We start from the raw sequence: 16,630 nt of genomic DNA on the forward strand, positions 1-16,630 counted from the left end.
ACCAATCGTAGTAAATAACTGGTCACCCTAGCTTGTTAAAACGCTCGATAACTGCGTTAGAGATTTTGATTGTAGAATAACTACTTATCGAAAATCTCTGCCTTGTTCTCAAGCTTTTTTCCTGCGCTATTTCTGATCACTTACTTACTGTGATTGGTATAACGCCAATGGGAAGGAAATCATGGCATCAGAACAAAGAGCGATCTCAAGGTTAGTCGCTCAGTCAGGACAAATGTTATTGGCACACGGTGCCGAGAGCACACTGGTCGGTGATATTATGCGCCGCATCGGTATTGCTTGTGGAGTGAATGAGGTTGAAGTTGCACTGTCAGCCAATGCGTTGGTCGTGACAACTGTAATGGATGATCATTGCATAACGACTACTCGAAGCTGTGCTGATCGTGGCATTAACATGCAGGTTATCACCGACATTCAACGCATTTGTATCATGATGGAGAAGGGAATTCTCGATTATGATTTGGCGTATAAAAAGATTCAAAACATCAGCCCCGAGCGCTACAACCGTTGGTTAGTGGTTGTGATGATAGGGTTGTCGTGCGCCTCTTTTAGCCACCTTGCGGGCGGAGACTGGCAAGTCTTCATGATGACTTTTATCGCATCAGCTTGCGGCATGATCGTCAGACAAGAAATTGGTCATCGCCATTTTAATCCCTTATTAAACTTTGCTATCACAGCGTTTGTTACGACAACTATTTCAGCGCAAGCGGTTCTTTATAACATCGGTGGCCAACCCACTATCGTCATGGCTTCTTCTGTGCTGATGCTTGTACCCGGTTTCCCTTTAATTAACTCTGTTGCGGATATGCTTAAAGGCCATATTAATATGGGGCTAGCCCGCTTCACCATGGCCAGTTTGTTAACGTTGGCAACAAGCTTAGGCATTGTTGCGGCTATGAGCCTTTCGGACGTGTGGGGGTGGGCAAGCTAATGACTATCTTTGAATTATTGCTCGGCCTTTTGAATGATATGTTTTTTGCGGCGATACCTGCCGTCGGTTTTGCACTGGTCTTTAACGTGCCACAACGTGCGTTGATCTATTGTGCTCTTGGAGGATCCATTGGCCACGGTAGCCGTTACTTAATGATGCATTTCGGCATTCCCATCGAATGGGCAACGTTCTTCGCTGCGACTATTGTCGGGATGATTGGGGTTCATTGGTCACACAAACTGTTGGCGCACCCAAAGGTATTTACCGTCGCCGCTTTGATTCCGATGGTACCAGGAGTTTTTGCGTTCAAAGCGATGATCGCTATGGTAGAAATTAACAGAGCAGGGTATAACCCAGAGTTGCTCGCCATGTTGATGGAGAACTTCTTAAAGTCGATGTTCATTATCGCGGGGCTAGCGATTGGCTTGGCGGTGCCGGGGCTGTTATTCTACCGTCGTAGACCTATCGTCTAACTTCAATTTCAATTTCAATTTCAATTTCAATTTCATTTTCAGGTAAGGACAGGACTTTCTATTTATGATCATCAGTATGATAGCGGCAATGGCAAACAACCGTGTAATTGGTAAAGATAATCAGATGCCATGGCATTTACCTGCAGATTTCGCATGGTTTAAACGCTCAACTATGGGCAAACCTGTCGTGATGGGACGTAAGACTTACGATTCAATTGGACGTCCTTTACCGGGGAGGTTGAACGTTGTAATCAGCCGCGATGAGAGTTTAGAAATCGAAGGCGTAACGACGGTAACTTCGATTGAAAAAGCACTAGAGCTGGTAAGTGATGTTGATGAAGTGATGATCATCGGTGGCGGTTCTATCTATGAAAGCTGCTTACCTAAAGCGAACAAGCTATACCTGACTTATATCGACCTCGAAGTTGATGGCGATACACAGTTCCCTAGTTGGGGAGAAGGTTGGAAGCAGAGCTTTAGTGAAATTTATCAAGCCGATGAGAAGAATAAACACAACATGGAATTTGTTATTCTCGAGCGTTAAGCTCTGAAGTTAAAAACGTTTGCGTTACTGTAACAGTAACGCAAACTTCTCGTATCTCTATAGCGCATCTTGAGTGAAAAACTTTTTATCTTCCCAGCGAAGTATCGTCAATTCTCCTCCCCAAACACATCCCGTATCTAAGCCAATCACATCTTTTCCGGAATAGCCTTCTAAGGCTGCCCAGTGCCCAAACAACACGGTTTTTTCGAGTGTAATGCGCTGTGAAAGGTCAAACCAGGGTATCAAAGGTTCATCCGTAATTTCATTGGGCGGCAGTTTGCACGCCATGTCGAGTCGGCCATCGGGAGAGCAAAAGCGCATTCGAGTGAAGCTATTGATTGCATAGCGATAGCGCTCTATGTCTTGCAACTCTTTACTCCAGAGGTCCGGTGTGTTGCTGTACATATTCTCGATAAGCCACTGCCAACGGTCCGATTTGAGCAACGATGTTATTTCTTGGTTCTCTGTACGTGCTTGTTCCAAGTCCCATTGAGGTGAGATGCCTGCATGTGTCATGACAAACTCTGGGTGCTCTTGCATCAAGGGTTGTTGTCTTAACCATTCCAGCAATTGGTCACGGTCTTCAGCATCAAGAATGGGTTGAGTCTTGTCTTTTGGTTTGGCTGAAAAGAGGCCTAAGGATACCGCAAGTAGATGTAAATCATGGTTACCCAATACCACCTTCGCTGAACCGCCAAGGTTACGAACAAAACGTAACGTCTCTAAGGATTTAGGGCCACGAGCAACTAAGTCTCCGGCGATCCATAACGTATCTTGTTGTTTATCAAAGTTGATGGTTTCAAGCAGTAACTGAAGTTCGTCGAAGCATCCTTGGATGTCTCCGACAATATAATTCGACACAGCATTTTCCTGTAAGTGGTAGATGTGTACTAGTTAAGAATATTGGGGATAGCCAGTCTAAATGGGTCGACTTCTGTTATGAAATCAATGCCTTTATGATCGGTCATTACATAGTGTCCCTGCATGACTCCCACTGGGGTTTCGATGACGGTGCCACTGGTGTATGTGTATTCGTCATTGGCTTCAATCACAGGTTGCTGTCCAACCACGCCATCACCTTCTATGGTGAGTTGTTTACCGTTGGAATCGGTGATCAGCCAGCGGCGAGACATAAGTTGTACCGTTGTTTTACTTAGATTTTTGATGGTAATGATGTAAGCGAAAACGTAGCGATTCTTAGATGGCTCAGATTGTTCTTCAATATATTTAGAATGAACTTGGCATTTGATACAAGGCGTAGATATATCCATATTCGCACCTTTTGTTGTTGGTATGCTTTAAGTATTACATAAAAAATAGGCTCCTCACCGAAGTGTAGGAGCCTTTTTCAATTATTTGTCAGCGTTGTGACTGTCGTGCAACCAGTTCGCCATATCGACAAACTGTTCGAGCGTCAGGTTCTCAGGGCGCATGCCAGGGTTTACACCTAGCTCTTCAAGCACTTCCTTGTCGATTAGGCTCTTGTAGCAGTTACGTACTGTTTTGCGACGCTGGTTAAAGCCTTCGCGACATACGCGATCCAGCCACTTAAGATCTTTTGCCGGGTAAGGCAGTACTTCATAAGGCTGAAGGCGAACGACTGCAGAGTCTACTTTCGGTGGCGGAACAAATGCTGTTGGTGGCACTTCTAGCACAGGAGTGACTTTACAGTAATATTGAGCCATAACCGTTAGACGACCGTAAGCTTTGGTACCAGGGCCCGCTGCCAATCGGTTAACCACTTCTTTTTGAAGCATAAAGTGCATGTCTTGCACGTCTTTATGGAACTCAAAAAGGTGGAACATCAATGGTGTCGAGATGTTGTATGGCAAATTACCGAAGATACGTAGCTTGTTGTTTGGCTTAACAAGTTGTTCGAAATCGAACTTCATTGCATCGCCTTCATAGATCGTTAACTTTTCAGCAAGATCAGGGTGATTACGCAGACGTTCAGCAAGATCTCTATCCAGTTCAATTACTGTGAACTTGTCGACAAGCTTGCCAACAGGCTCAGTAATCGCACCAAGACCAGGGCCGATTTCGACTAAGTTCTGGCCTGGTAGTGGGTTAATACTCGATACGATTCCATCAATAATGTATGGATCGTTAAGGAAGTTTTGACCAAAACGTTTACGCGCTTTGTGCCCTAAGTGGACATCATTTCTCATTGCTTTTTCTCTACTAATTCAATGGCGTGCGTGAGCGCTGTTATAAAGCTCCCTGTATCGGCTTGGCCTTTCCCTGCCAAGTCTAAGGCGGTACCGTGATCGACTGATGTGCGAATAAACGGTAAGCCAAGCGTGATGTTCACTGAGCGACCAAACCCTTTGTATTTCAATACCGGGAGTACTTGGTCGTGATACATACCTAAAACAGCATCTGCATCTTGCAAATATTTTTCATTAAAGATGGTGTCTGCTGGCAATGGGCCAACTAAATTAATACCATCTTTCTGGCGAATTTTTTCTAGCGTAGGGGTGATAGTTTCTATCTCTTCACGACCCAAACAACCATCTTCACCCGCATGTGGGTTCAATCCACAAACGTAAATAGTTGGTTTCTCTATAGCAAACTTTTCGACCAAATCTTTATGCAGAATAGTAATGATTTGCTCTAATCTATCTTCGGTCACTGCTTGAGATACATAAGCTAGTGGGATGTGCGTTGTTACGAGAGCAACACGCAGCCCTTCTGTTGCCAACATCATCACGACAAGTGGAGTATTGGACTTCTCTGCAAAGAACTCGGTATGGCCGCTAAAAGCAACGCCAGCTCGGTTAATTACACCCTTGTGAACAGGGCCGGTGACAATAGCATCAAATTCATCATTCATACAGCCAATTGCTGCGGTTTCTAATGTATTTAATACGTAGTGGCCGTTCGCTTCATTAAGTTGACCCGCGACGGCGACTTCAGCTAGTGGAATGTGTTTGACTACCAGCGTGCCAGAGCGTTGAGGTTGCTTAGGCGCTGTTGAGTCGTAATCCAACAGCTCAACCTCGATCCCTAACATTTTAGCTCGTTCTGCTAGTAGGGTTTTATCCGCACAAACGACGAGCTGATGTGGCCAGCTTTCTTGGGATAAGGCGAGAGTTAAATCTGGCCCAATTCCCGCTGGTTCACCTGCCGTAATGACAAGGCGTTTAGTTGTCATCTTGGTCATCCTCAACCATTTCAACAAAAGCACTCGCTCTTACTTCTTGTAGCCAAGCGCCAGCTTCTTCGTTGAACTTACGGTTAAATAGAATTTGGTATGCTTTATTCTTTAAAGCTGAATCGGTACGGTCTACTTCTCTGCGATCAAGTACTTCAACAATGTGCCAGCCATGAACCGTTTTGAATGGTGCACTGATTTTACCTTCAGGTAGTGTTTCTACTTGGTGTTTGAACTCTGGTACGTACAAGTCAGGTGTTTGGTAGCCTAACTCGCCGTCTTGAACAGCTGAACCTGGGTCTTGGCTGTATTGCTGTGCAAGGTCACCAAAGCTCGCTTCACCTGCGTTTACGCGACGCGTGATTTCTTCAAGCTGCTCTTTGGCACCGTCATCACTCAGGATAACCGTTGGTTTAATCAAAATATGACGTGCATTTACTTCGGTAACTGCAACGGTTTCCAAACCTTTTACGTCTTCAATTTTTAGAATATGGAAGCCAACACCACTTCGGAAAGGACCGATGATGCTGCCTTTGTTCTGCATTTTGATTTGGTCTGCAAAAATCGTAGGCATCTCTTCTTTACGCATCCAACCCCAATCACCACCTTGCAGCGCTTTAGGGCCTTTAGAGTAAGTATAAGCCATGGTGCTGAAGTCTTTGCCGTTGTTTAGCTCTTCCACTAAATCAGTCGCTTGTGCTTCTAATTCTTCTTTGGTTTGGTCATCATTGAATCGAAGTTGAATGTGGCCAATTTTGTATTGAACAGTAGCATTGGTTTCTTGCGCTAAGATGTCCGCTAGGTTGTCTACTTCTGCAGGAAGGATATTAATACGACGGCGAACCAAGGCATTGCGAGCTTCACTTGCTGCAATCTCTTTTCTTACTTGCTCACGAAATGCGTTGTAGCTAAGGCCTTCCTCAGCAACAGACGCGGTGAGTTGTTCAACCGTTTGGTTGTTGTCTTTCGCGATGCCTTCAATCGCTTGATCCAGTCGAGCATCATCAATACGAACGCCAATACGTTCCGCTTCTTGAGTTTGAATAGTATCGATGATCAGTTTTTCGAGCACTTGCTCATTGAGCACGTCTTGCGATGGCAATGTTTGACCGCTTTTCTTAGCGTTTGCACGTAGCGTCTTCATCGAAGCATCGATGTCGCTTTGCAAGATAACGCCCTCGTTAACGATAACTTTTACGCTGTCTAGCTCGACTGGCGCTGCAAAGCTTGTTGATAAAGTACAAGTCGCTGCGATAGCAATTAATGTGCGTTTCCACAATGTCATGTGTAATCCTTTAAATTTATTGATTGTTTATCAATAAAGAAAATTAGTTGTTTAAGAAGAATGGGCGACCATAGCTCAAGGAATTATCAGAGCTGCTCTCCCCAACGGCTCCTGAATCAGAGCCAATATTGGTACCAAAGCCAACAATACCGAAGTTCACACTAAAGTTGTTTTCATATTCAGGTGTGATATTTGGATCACTAATGTTGTTCGTCAAACGGTTACTATAGGTAAAGCCGATGTACCAACAATCCGATCTGTAGTTTAAACGAGCTAACCACTCTAGATCTTCTTGTGTAGTTAAGTCATAGAAATATTGAGCACTCGTGCTCCATTTCGGTGAAATTTGGTAGGCACCAAGTAGGCCTGCTTGTGAGATACCCTCTCTTGTAATTGATGATACGTCAAAATCTACAGTTTCATTTATGTATTCTTCTGTTACATAACGATAGTTAGTTTGTACGTAACCACCAGTGAAGCGGTATTCTAACGTACTGTTTGCAAGCTGCATCGCAGTGGTATCAATATCGTATTGCACTCCGCCATGGTAAAAAAGGTAATCGTCGTAGTTAAAGTCGACCTCAACAGCCCAAGAAGAGTAGTTGGAATTTTTATCTGCATCATCGCTATTTAAATTTTGTTTGGTATCTTTATCAATATAGAAGATTTGACCAAAGGATATATTAAGTCGCTCTTTATATTCATCATCAAAGAAACGAGATGATGCGCCATAGCTAACTTGGTTTGCTGCAGCAATTCGATCTACGCCGCTGTATTTACGACTTCTGAATAGGCCATAGTAGTCAGTTTGTAGCAGTGTTGTATCGTAAAGACCAATTTCGCTTTGATCTTCTTCGGGCACATAAAGATACTGAACCTGAGGCTCTAACGTCTGTGTATAGTTACCCACAATAGTGGTATCTCGTTCCAGGACGATGCCAGCGTGACTTCTAAATTCAGGAATAACACGACTGGTGGATTCTTCTAGTCCTTCATAGTCAGAGCCACTACCTGTATCAACGCCATCAAGATCTTGCTGATAATAAGTACCAAGCAATCGAGCTTCTGTTGTCCAAGTTCCCCAAGTATTACCTACAGGGATGGTAATGCCAGGTTCAACGTGAACACGCGTCGCAGATGGTTTGTTTGACGCATCAGTATCGAATACTGAAACATGGCTGATCATATCGAAGTCTAAGTTCTTCATCACTTCAGGAGCATAGTAGTTATACTCTAGCTGTGGCATTAGACGATAAGGTTGGTTGTTTGGAGTTAAAACCTGAAAATCTCGGACAAGCACTGATGCATCCCAGTTTTGAGAACGGTATGTTGCTTGGCCTTCTTGTAATAACTGGCCATCTTCACGGTTACCGATACTGCTTGAGCTAACGTCGGTGAAGTAATCGATATCACTGACTTTTGAGTAATCAATCTCAAATAACCACGACTCTTGGAAGATACCAGAGTGTTCTAGTTGAGCGCCCCAACGGTCACCTTTCTCTTGGAACTTTTTATCGTCGGGTAGGTACTCAGATTTAATGCTGCCAGAGCCGAAATCGCTCAAGTATCTGAATTTACTGTTGAGTTGTGTACCGCGTTCCTGCATGTATTTGAAGGTAGTTTCCAAGTCGTAGTTTGGCGCTAAGTTCCAGTAAATAGGTACCTCAGCTTCAAAACCATCGCTTGAGCCGTATGACACGGTTGGGTAAAGAAAACCGGTTTTACGGGTATCGCCAATAGGAACAGTTAAATAAGGTAGGTAGAAAACTGGCACGCTCTGGATTTCAAAACGTGGGTTATAAAAGGTGGCTTGTTCTTCATTTTGATCGACGTCAATGCTTGATGCTCTTAGACGCCAAGCGTTATCACCAATAGGACAAGAGGTGATCGAGCCATCTTCTATCTCATAAACCGCCTTGCCTGTTTTCGCAATATATACCGCATCTCCGCGACCTGGTTCGCAAAGAAATTCATAGTCGGTGTTCTCTAGCGTCATTTCATCGGTAGTGAGGTTATTGGTCGCCTTGTCTGAGATAGACTTAATTTGACCGTCACTAAAGTTTACGTTGCCTTCAGCTACAACGATGTTTTCTTGTTGGTGAAGCGTTACATTATCAGCAAGGATGGTTTTATTTCCTTGCGTAACTCTTACATCACCTGAATATATTGCCTTGTCACCATTGATAGCCTCTAAGCGATCTGATTCCACATGAGCGGGCAGTTGTGTCTCGTTTTCGGCAGCGGGTTCGATCAAGCATTGATCTATAGAGGGCATTTCCTGCACACTACTATCGGTGATTGTTTCAGCTTGAGTTGTCGACACGTATAATGCCGTACTTATAGACGCGGCTAACAAGGTGCGGGAAAAAGATTGCATGAAGTTGAACTATCCTGTGTCACTAGATGAAGGGTTGATCTAGTATCAATCCAATTAATAAAGCATTTTCCTTATGATAAAGGAAATATTAGCATTCAGCATCATCAGACAGCGTTACTCAGATAAAATTCATAGATAGAGAACACATAATGCAAATATTTGGCAAAATTTTGGGCGCTTTTTTTGGCTTTTTATTTGGAGGTCCGCTTGGTTTAGTTTTTGGCCTATTTTTGGGGCATCAATTTGATAAGGCTCGACGTTTAAACCAATCGGGGTTCAATAGTTCTGGTTTTGGTCGTGGACCAAGCCAAGCAGAAAGGCAAAACGAGTTCTTTAAAGCGGCTTTTGCGGTTATGGGACATGTTGCTAAAGCCAAAGGCCAGGTAACACCTGAAGAGATTCAGCTCGCTTCTACAATGATGGAGCGTATGAACCTGCATGGCGAGCAACGTAAAGCGGCGCAAGATGCGTTTCGTGATGGCAAAGAAAGTGACTTCCCGTTAAGCGATGTGCTTGAGCGTGTGAAGATCTCATCGGGTGGCCGTTTTGATCTCCTGCAGTTCTTTTTAGAGCTACAGGTATCTGCCGCGTTTGCCGATGGAAGCCTACACCCAAGTGAGCGTCAGGTTCTTCACAAGATAGCGCAAGGGCTTGGATTTTCTGCAGAACAGCTAGAGCGCCGTTTACAGATGCAAGAGGCTGCATTCCGTTTTCAACAGCAGGGTGGAAGCTTTGGTGGTCATCAAGGTCACGGGCAGTCATCAGGTTGGCAACAGGCTTCACAACAGAACCAACTTGGTGACGCATATAAGGTTCTTGGTGTGAGTGAAAGTGCTGATGGTAAAGAGGTGAAGAAAGCCTACCGTAAACTGATGAATGAACATCACCCAGATAAACTGATGGCGAAGGGTTTGCCACCAGAAATGATGAATGTCGCGAAAGAGAAATCGCAAGAAATTCAAAATGCTTATGACCTAATAAAGAAGGTCAAAGGTTTTAAGTAATCGAACATAGACCGAGTCATACTATTAAATGATTCGGTTTTTATTAAAGGGAATTATATGACGGTAACGTATCAGGATGTTCTAGAGTTTTGGTTCGATGAATTGACGCCAAAAGACTGGTTTACTGGCGGCGAAGAAATTGATGCTTTGATAGAGTCCCGATTTGCTGAGGTGCACAAGGCCGCGGCTCATGGTGAGCTATTTGAATGGCGACAAAACGCACAAGGACGTTTGGCTGAAATTATCGTGCTGGATCAGTTTTCTCGAAATATTGGCAGAAACAGTCCGGCTGCATTTTCAGCAGACCCAATGGCGTTGGCTCTAGCCCAAGAGGCGGTAGCCGGTGGTTTTGATCACCAGCTTAACGAGCAACAAAAAAGCTTCCTGTATATGCCTTATATGCACAGTGAGTCTTTGCTGATGCATGAACAAGCGGTTCTGCTTTTTTCCCAGACAGGCTTAGAGAATAACTTGGATTTTGAGTTTAAGCATAAAGTGATTATTGAGCGCTTTGGTCGCTACCCTCACCGTAATGAGGTGTTAGGTAGAGCTTCGACTCCTGAAGAGGTTGAATTCTTGCAGCAACCGGGTTCAAGCTTTTAACTGTTGAAATCCGGTTCAATAGATAAAAAAGAGGCTAGAGGTTAATAAAAACCTCTAGCCTCTTTTTGTTTCGCTTCATTCATGAGCTTTAATGTTAAAACTAATTCACTTTGTTAAGCGACCAATCATAGTCATAACTGATTTTTTTAGTGTTCGTCACCGGCTTTGTTCGATACTGGTCTAAGTGCTGAATGAGCTGTTTCTCTGTACCAAAATCCACAGCAAACCATTCGTAAATCGATGATAGTTGGAGCTTATTGCTTTTAACTAACACACCTTTATCACTGTTCATAAACTCGGTCGCCGCTTGTTCTAGTAGCATTTCTGTATTGTCAGCAGTAAAGGCCTGAGGCTGTAAGTTAGGGCAACCTAAACTCGCGCAATTCACTGCATAATGCGTGCGTGGATCTTTCCAAATCGGTCTTAAGATTCGATGTTCAATATCATTGAGTGTCAGCGACTTCCCATTTACCTTCACTGCATCATCTCCCCACGGTCCAAAACTAAACAGTCCGCCGAGCTTTGTGATGGATTTTATTGGGTAAGCATCGATAATTAGATCGACAGTCACGGCGTTATATAGGTTAACCCAATAGGCATACTGCTCCGCTTTTGAGTAGTCGAGCGGATTAACCTGCTCGAGTTGCTTGATGTATTGCTTGAGCTTTTTCTTATCTGCGGTGTTCACTGCTTTATAGCGAACTAGCGTATTTTGCCCCTGTTTAACCAAGTAGTTATCGAGGAATTTCTGCCAACTTTTATGAGAAATTTGTTCCGAGTTGACCTCATTACTTTGATTCCAGTACGGCCACAATTCAGATTTCGGCGCCGACCAAGCTAAGGTTGAGAAAAGTAAGCTGACAATAAAAAGTAGTTGTTTCATGGCATTCTCCTGATGACTGACTACTAAGACCTTAAGGCTTACCATTTTCTTTCATTGCTCTTCATTTAAATAAACATATGAAGTTAAGTTAAAAGCTTAGCCAAATAAAAAAGGTTGGCACTTGGCCAACCTTTAGATTTATTCAGAAACGTCTCATTATTTTAGGAAGCTAGGAATCTTAGCTTCAAACTCTGAAATCTTATCTGCGTGTTGAAGCGTTAGGCCGATGTTATCTAGGCCATTCAGCAAACAGTGACGACGGAACTCATCAATTTCAAACGAGTACTCTTTACCGTTTGCACGGACTTTCATTGCTTCTAAATCAACGTCGATCTCAGCACCTTCGTTTGCCTCAACGAACTGGAATAGTTCATCGACTTCCTGCTCTGTAAGACGAACCGGAACCATCTGGTTGTTGATTGAGTTGCCGTAGAAAATATCGGCAAAGCTTGGCGCGATCATCACTTGAATACCGTAATCGGCAAGCGCCCAAGGTGCGTGCTCACGAGATGAACCACAACCAAAGTTTTCACGAGCCAGTAGAATTGAAGCGCCTTTATAGCGTGGTGCATTCATTACAAACTCAGGGTTTGGTTGTTGGCCTGCATCATCAAGGAAGCGCCAGTCGTGGAACAAGTGCTTACCAAAACCGATACGGTTCACTTTCTGTAAAAACTGCTTTGGAATGATCGCATCAGTATCGATGTTGGCCGTATCTAGAGGAACGACTAATCCGGTGTGTTGTTGAAAACCTGACATGTTAAATCCTCTAATTAAAGTTCACGAATATCGACAAAGTGACCAGCGATAGCCGCTGCGGCTGCCATTGCTGGGCTAACTAGGTGCGTACGACCATCACGGCCTTGGCGACCTTCAAAGTTACGGTTTGATGTAGAAGCACAGCGCTCTTGTGGACCTAAACGGTCGTTGTTCATTGCAAGACACATAGAGCAACCAGGTAGGCGCCATTCAAAGCCTGCTTCGATAAAGATTTTATCTAGGCCTTCAGCTTCAGCTTGTGCTTTGACTTGCTCAGAACCCGGCACGATCAATGCTTGAACATGTTTCGCTACTTGGCGGCCTTTTGCTACTGCTGCAGCTGCACGCATGTCTTCGATACGCGAGTTAGTACAAGAACCTACGAAGACTTTATCAACGTTGTAATCCGATAGAGATTTACCCGCTTCAAGACCCATGTACGCTAGAGCCTTTTCTGCTGAAGCTTTTTCAACAGGGTCTGCGAAGCTTTCTGGTGCAGGGATTGGTGTGTCTACCGAAATAACCTGACCTGGGTTAGTGCCCCAAGTAACTTGCGGTTTGATGTCTGCTGCTTCTAGTGTAACAACCGCATCGAACTCTGCATCAGCATCGGTTTTTAGCGTATCCCAGTATTGGATTGCTGCTTCTAAGTCTTCACCTTGTGGAGAGAACTTGCGACCTTTGATGTATTCGTATGTCGTTGCATCTGGAGCGATTAAGCCTGCTTTCGCGCCAAGCTCGATTGCCATGTTACATACCGTCATACGACCTTCCATTGTAAGGTCAGTAATTGCCTCACCACAGAATTCAACTACGTAGCCTGTACCGCCAGCGGCTGTTGTCTTGCCGATGATCGCGAGCACGATATCTTTTGCGGTAATGCCTTCAGCGACTTTGCCTTTTACTTCGATCTTCATGGTTTTAGCGCGAGCTTGTTTTAGCGTTTGAGTTGCTAGAACGTGCTCAACTTCTGAAGTACCGATACCGAATGCAAGAGAACCAAATGCACCGTGTGTAGCCGTGTGTGAGTCACCACATACGATGGTCATGCCCGGCAGAGTAATACCTAGCTCAGGGCCCATTACGTGCACAATACCTTGGTATTTGTGGTTTAGGTCGTAAAGCGTGACACCAAACTCTTCACAGTTTTTCGATAGCGTTTCCATTTGGATACGAGCCATCTCACCAGAAGCGTTGATGTCTTTAGTTTGTGTCGATACGTTGTGATCCATGGTTGCAAAAGTTTTGCCTACTTGGCGAACTTTACGACCTTTTTCACGCAGGCCATCAAAGGCTTGTGGCGACGTTACTTCGTGGACTAAGTGACGATCGATATAAAGAATTGGCGTTTCGCCCTTCGCTGCAACCGCAACGTGAGCGTCATAAACTTTTTCGTATAAGGTTTTTGCTTGCTGGTTTGTCGACATAGCTTTTCTTCCTTGGGAGCATCAGTCCCAGTGTTTGTTTCTAGCCAAGTCATGCGGTTTACGCTGGCTTGGCTTGATATTATTCTTATGTACTTGCTTCTAATCGGAGTATTTAGCTTATGAAGCTAAGATGTACTCTGCGATCTTGTCACCCATTTCAGAGGTAGTCAGTGCTTGGTTCTTACCTGCAAGGTCTGCAGTTAGCTCACCTGCAGAAAGTGCTTTAGATACCGCTGTTTCGATGTCTTGTGCTGCGACTTCTTCGCCTAGGCTGTAACGAAGCATTAGCGCTGCAGAAAGAATTTGCGCGACTGGGTTTGCGATGTTCTTACCTGCGATATCTGGTGCGCTGCCACCTGCGGGTTCGTATAGGCCGAAGTTGCTTTCGTTCAAGCTTGCAGAAGGAAGCATGCCCATAGAGCCAGTGATCATTGCACACTCATCAGAGATGATGTCACCGAAGATGTTCGAACAAAGCATCACGTCAAACTGAGATGGATCTTTGATTAGCTGCATGGTCGCGTTATCGATGTACATGTGGCTTAGTTTCACATCTGGGTAGTCTTTCGCTACTTCTTCAACCACTTCACGCCATAGGATAGAGCTTTGTAGAACATTCGCTTTATCGATTGAGTAAACGTTTTTGTTACGTAGACGAGCAGATTCAAACGCAATCTTTGCAATGCGTTCGATTTCGTAACGGTGGTAAACCTCAGTATCAAAGGCTTTCTCTGTTGCGCCTTCGCCTTCACGACCTTTAGGTTGACCGAAGTAGATACCGCCTGTTAGTTCACGAACAACAACGATGTCGAACCCGTTTCCTGAAATATCAGCACGTAGAGGAGAGAAAGACTCTAAACCCTTGTGGATTTGCGCAGGACGTAGATTACAGAACAGTTGGAAGTGTTTACGTAGCGGAAGTAGGGCACCACGTTCAGGTTGGTCGTTTGGTGGAAGGTGTTCCCATTTAGGGCCGCCGACAGAACCAAAAAGTACCGCGTCAGATTCTTCACAGCCTGCAACTGTTGCTTCTGGAAGTGGACAGCCGTGGTTATCAATTGCGATACCACCAACATCATACTCTTCGCGAGAAAAGCTAATTGCGTGTTTCTTTTCAATCGCGTCTAGCACTTTGTGTGCTTGTTGCATTACTTCTGGGCCAATGCCATCACCAGGTAGTACGGCAATTTTGTATGATTTATCTGTCATGTTAATCCTTTAATTCTTGTTACTGAGCTGTTTGGCTCGTTTTAAATTTTGTCCCTAAAGCCAACAACATCGGCTCTAGGGCTCTGTTATTGGGGTCTTAAACTGTCGCGAATTTTTGCTGCTTCATTTCAGCAATGGTGTCTGCACGTTGAATGCTATTGATAACGTGTAGCAACGCTTGACCAGAAGCTTCAACGATATCGGTTGAAACGCCCGTACCGTGGTACTTACGGCCTTTATAGTTAGCAATGATGTCAGCTTGACCTAAGCCATCTTCGCCTTCACCTTTTGCAGTTAGGTCGAACTTATCCAACGCGATTTCGTAGCCTGTTAAGCGGTAGATACATTGGTATAAAGCATCAACCGGGCCATTACCGACAGCAGCTTCACATTTCTCTTCATCACCACATTGCAGTTTGATGCTGGTGGTAGACATAACACTACCAGATTGTACGCTTAGGTAGTTAAGTTTATAGAAGTCATCTTCGTCACGTAGATTCGCGAAGTGCATTAGTGCTTCTAGGTCGTAATCGAACACTTGCCCTTTACGGTCAGCAAGCTTCAAGAAGTCTTCGTACAATGAATCTAGGTTGTACTCATTATCTTTATAACCCATCGCGTCCATATGGCTCTTAACAGCTGCTCGGCCACTACGGCTTGTTAGGTTTAAGGCTTTGTTTTTCAAGCCAATAGACTCAGGCGTCATGATCTCGTAAGTGTTCTTGTTCTTTAGCATGCCATCTTGGTGAATACCTGAAGAGTGGCTGAATGCGTTAGCACCGACGATTGCTTTGTTGTCTTGAATTGGCATGTGGCAAAGCTGACTTACCAACTTACTGGTACGGTGAATCTCTTTGTGATCCAAGCCAGTATGAACACCCAAAAGCTCTTGACGAGTTTTGATGATCATTGCGATTTCTTCTAAAGAACAGTTACCTGCACGTTCGCCAATACCATTGATTGTGCCTTCAATTTGGCGAGCGCCCGCTTGCACAGCAGCTATTGAGTTTGCAACCGACATACCTAAGTCATCGTGACAGTGAACAGAGATGATCGCTTGGTCGATGTTGGGAACGCGGTCAAATAGCGTTTTAATAATGCCACCAAACTCATTCGGTACTGTATAGCCCACCGTGTCCGGAATGTTGATGGTTTTAGCGCCTGCGTTAATCGCGGCTTCAACCATACGACATAGGTTGTCGATAGGGGTACGACCGGCATCTTCACAAGAGAACTCAACATCATCGGTGTAATTACGAGCGTGTTTGACGGCTTTTACTGCCATCTCTACTACGTCATCGTAGCTGCGGCGTAATTTGTCTTGCACGTGAACCGTTGATGTTGAGATGAAGGTATGAATACGAAACTGATCAGCCACTTTAAGCGCTTCTGCAGCGGCATCGATATCTTTCGCTACGGCACGAGAAAGTGCACAAATACGGCTGTCTTTGATGTGTTTAGCGATGGTTTGTACTGACTCAAAATCACCTGGAGAAGAAATAGGGAAGCCAGCTTCGATAACATCTACACCCAGTCTCTCAAGAGCATAAGCGATCTGTAACTTCTCTTTTACCGTAAGGCTTGCAGCCAATGCTTGCTCGCCGTCACGTAAGGTAGTATCAAAAATTATTACTTGATCGTTCATGGGTGCTTCCTTATATCGATAATGAATCGATTGCTATCCAAATTATTATTAAGAATGATGTTCTTTTAAAAGTGCCAGTTACAAAAAAACCCGCTCAGTGCGGGTTTTAATATTTGTGTAGTTCTTGACCCACAACTTACCCGCGCGATTGGTTCACGATAAGGAGAAGTTTCAGCAGTAGAGAAGAAGAAAAAATCATTACACAAATATCCGTAAATAAACTGTTAACACCATATTTACCGTAATTTATTCTGAGCGTCAAACAAGAAAATCCAATATCAGCGTACATTGGCAGTGTTTTGGTTTGGTTTATGCTGT

At 44.3% G+C, this 16,630-nt stretch carries 16 protein-coding genes; 5 read left to right on the forward strand and 11 right to left on the reverse strand.

What is annotated here, in order from left to right:
* The first annotated feature begins 181 nt into the window (after positions 1–181).
* The 3 genes from QWZ07_RS24235 to folA all read left to right on the forward strand — a co-directional run bounded on the left by QWZ07_RS24235 (position 182) and on the right by folA (position 1,966).
* Complete coding sequence (locus QWZ07_RS24235) at positions 182–949, forward strand: threonine/serine exporter family protein (RefSeq protein WP_017109334.1); 768 nt, start codon at positions 182–184, stop codon at positions 947–949.
* Positions 949–1,422: a threonine/serine exporter family protein gene (locus QWZ07_RS24240; protein ID WP_065113131.1), complete on the forward strand. Its 474-nt coding sequence runs from the start codon at positions 949–951 to the stop codon at positions 1,420–1,422. Before QWZ07_RS24235 ends, QWZ07_RS24240 begins: the two co-directional genes overlap by 1 nt.
* Before the next feature lie 64 nt (positions 1,423–1,486).
* On the forward strand, positions 1,487–1,966 hold the full coding sequence (gene folA / locus QWZ07_RS24245; RefSeq protein WP_102306640.1) for a type 3 dihydrofolate reductase: 480 nt from the start codon (positions 1,487–1,489) through the stop codon (positions 1,964–1,966).
* A gap of 57 nt (positions 1,967–2,023) precedes the next feature.
* Here folA and QWZ07_RS24250 read toward each other — a convergent pair whose 3' ends face one another.
* The 6 genes from QWZ07_RS24250 to lptD all read right to left on the reverse strand — a co-directional run bounded on the left by QWZ07_RS24250 (position 2,024) and on the right by lptD (position 8,782).
* Positions 2,024–2,827, reverse strand: coding sequence for a symmetrical bis(5'-nucleosyl)-tetraphosphatase (locus QWZ07_RS24250; protein ID WP_192854138.1), 804 nt, complete (start codon positions 2,825–2,827; stop codon positions 2,024–2,026).
* A gap of 29 nt (positions 2,828–2,856) precedes the next feature.
* Complete coding sequence (gene apaG / locus QWZ07_RS24255; RefSeq protein WP_009847827.1) at positions 2,857–3,237, reverse strand: Co2+/Mg2+ efflux facilitator ApaG/CorD; 381 nt, start codon at positions 3,235–3,237, stop codon at positions 2,857–2,859.
* Positions 3,238–3,318: 81 nt separating this feature from the next.
* Positions 3,319–4,134, reverse strand: coding sequence for a 16S rRNA (adenine(1518)-N(6)/adenine(1519)-N(6))-dimethyltransferase RsmA (gene rsmA / locus QWZ07_RS24260; RefSeq protein WP_009847826.1), 816 nt, complete (start codon positions 4,132–4,134; stop codon positions 3,319–3,321).
* Positions 4,131–5,120, reverse strand: a complete 990-nt coding sequence (gene pdxA / locus QWZ07_RS24265) for a 4-hydroxythreonine-4-phosphate dehydrogenase PdxA (RefSeq protein ID WP_192854139.1) — start codon at positions 5,118–5,120, stop codon at positions 4,131–4,133. The genes rsmA and pdxA overlap by 4 nt, the downstream gene beginning before the upstream one ends.
* Positions 5,110–6,405, reverse strand: coding sequence for a peptidylprolyl isomerase SurA (gene surA / locus QWZ07_RS24270; RefSeq protein ID WP_192854140.1), 1,296 nt, complete (start codon positions 6,403–6,405; stop codon positions 5,110–5,112). Before surA ends, pdxA begins: the two co-directional genes overlap by 11 nt.
* A gap of 43 nt (positions 6,406–6,448) precedes the next feature.
* Positions 6,449–8,782 (reverse strand): LPS assembly protein LptD, encoded by a 2,334-nt coding sequence (lptD, locus tag QWZ07_RS24275; protein WP_192854141.1) that lies wholly within the window; start codon positions 8,780–8,782, stop codon positions 6,449–6,451.
* A gap of 149 nt (positions 8,783–8,931) precedes the next feature.
* Between lptD and djlA the strand changes: the two genes are divergently transcribed.
* Positions 8,932–9,786: a co-chaperone DjlA gene (djlA, locus tag QWZ07_RS24280; RefSeq protein WP_012603164.1), complete on the forward strand. Its 855-nt coding sequence runs from the start codon at positions 8,932–8,934 to the stop codon at positions 9,784–9,786.
* A 57-nt stretch (positions 9,787–9,843) separates the two neighbouring features.
* Positions 9,844–10,389, forward strand: coding sequence for a DUF924 family protein (locus QWZ07_RS24285; RefSeq protein ID WP_192854142.1), 546 nt, complete (start codon positions 9,844–9,846; stop codon positions 10,387–10,389).
* A 100-nt stretch (positions 10,390–10,489) separates the two neighbouring features.
* Here the strand turns inward: QWZ07_RS24285 and QWZ07_RS24290 are convergent, their stop codons facing one another.
* From QWZ07_RS24290 to leuA, 5 genes are all read right to left on the reverse strand, one after another.
* Positions 10,490–11,272 carry a DUF547 domain-containing protein gene (locus tag QWZ07_RS24290; RefSeq protein ID WP_192854143.1) on the reverse strand — a complete coding sequence of 261 codons (783 nt, stop codon included), beginning with the start codon at positions 11,270–11,272 and terminating at the stop codon, positions 10,490–10,492.
* A 156-nt stretch (positions 11,273–11,428) separates the two neighbouring features.
* Complete coding sequence (gene leuD / locus QWZ07_RS24295; protein WP_017105408.1) at positions 11,429–12,031, reverse strand: 3-isopropylmalate dehydratase small subunit; 603 nt, start codon at positions 12,029–12,031, stop codon at positions 11,429–11,431.
* A gap of 14 nt (positions 12,032–12,045) precedes the next feature.
* Complete coding sequence (leuC, locus tag QWZ07_RS24300; RefSeq protein WP_054547852.1) at positions 12,046–13,458, reverse strand: 3-isopropylmalate dehydratase large subunit; 1,413 nt, start codon at positions 13,456–13,458, stop codon at positions 12,046–12,048.
* A 117-nt stretch (positions 13,459–13,575) separates the two neighbouring features.
* The gene (gene leuB / locus QWZ07_RS24305; RefSeq protein ID WP_012603169.1) at positions 13,576–14,667 is read right to left on the reverse strand and encodes a 3-isopropylmalate dehydrogenase; all 1,092 of its coding nucleotides are present in this window, start codon (positions 14,665–14,667) and stop codon (positions 13,576–13,578) included.
* Positions 14,668–14,764: 97 nt separating this feature from the next.
* Entirely contained in the window at positions 14,765–16,312 is a 1,548-nt protein-coding gene (gene leuA, locus QWZ07_RS24310) for a 2-isopropylmalate synthase (RefSeq protein ID WP_009847816.1), read from the reverse strand.
* Positions 16,313–16,630: the final 318 nt, after the last annotated feature.

This window comes from Vibrio lentus (genome assembly GCF_030409755.1).
Classification (GTDB): Bacteria; Pseudomonadota; Gammaproteobacteria; order Enterobacterales; family Vibrionaceae; genus Vibrio; species Vibrio lentus.

What these genes read in the sequence shown, in the direction of transcription:
- pdxA (WP_192854139.1), bottom strand. Translation starts at nt 5,120, where the DNA reads ATGACAACTAAACGCCTTGTCATTACGGCAGGTGAACCAGCGGGAATT.
- folA (WP_102306640.1), top strand. Translation starts at nt 1,487, where the DNA reads ATGATCATCAGTATGATAGCGGCAATGGCAAACAACCGTGTAATTGGT.
- QWZ07_RS24285 (WP_192854142.1), top strand. Translation starts at nt 9,844, where the DNA reads ATGACGGTAACGTATCAGGATGTTCTAGAGTTTTGGTTCGATGAATTG.
- leuD (WP_017105408.1), bottom strand. Translation starts at nt 12,031, where the DNA reads ATGTCAGGTTTTCAACAACACACCGGATTAGTCGTTCCTCTAGATACG.
- leuB (WP_012603169.1), bottom strand. Translation starts at nt 14,667, where the DNA reads ATGACAGATAAATCATACAAAATTGCCGTACTACCTGGTGATGGCATT.
- QWZ07_RS24240 (WP_065113131.1), top strand. Translation starts at nt 949, where the DNA reads ATGACTATCTTTGAATTATTGCTCGGCCTTTTGAATGATATGTTTTTT.
- QWZ07_RS24290 (WP_192854143.1), bottom strand. Translation starts at nt 11,272, where the DNA reads ATGAAACAACTACTTTTTATTGTCAGCTTACTTTTCTCAACCTTAGCT.
- lptD (WP_192854141.1), bottom strand. Translation starts at nt 8,782, where the DNA reads ATGCAATCTTTTTCCCGCACCTTGTTAGCCGCGTCTATAAGTACGGCA.
- djlA (WP_012603164.1), top strand. Translation starts at nt 8,932, where the DNA reads ATGCAAATATTTGGCAAAATTTTGGGCGCTTTTTTTGGCTTTTTATTT.
- QWZ07_RS24235 (WP_017109334.1), top strand. Translation starts at nt 182, where the DNA reads ATGGCATCAGAACAAAGAGCGATCTCAAGGTTAGTCGCTCAGTCAGGA.
- rsmA (WP_009847826.1), bottom strand. Translation starts at nt 4,134, where the DNA reads ATGAGAAATGATGTCCACTTAGGGCACAAAGCGCGTAAACGTTTTGGT.
- surA (WP_192854140.1), bottom strand. Translation starts at nt 6,405, where the DNA reads ATGACATTGTGGAAACGCACATTAATTGCTATCGCAGCGACTTGTACT.
- leuC (WP_054547852.1), bottom strand. Translation starts at nt 13,458, where the DNA reads ATGTCGACAAACCAGCAAGCAAAAACCTTATACGAAAAAGTTTATGAC.
- apaG (WP_009847827.1), bottom strand. Translation starts at nt 3,237, where the DNA reads ATGGATATATCTACGCCTTGTATCAAATGCCAAGTTCATTCTAAATAT.
- leuA (WP_009847816.1), bottom strand. Translation starts at nt 16,312, where the DNA reads ATGAACGATCAAGTAATAATTTTTGATACTACCTTACGTGACGGCGAG.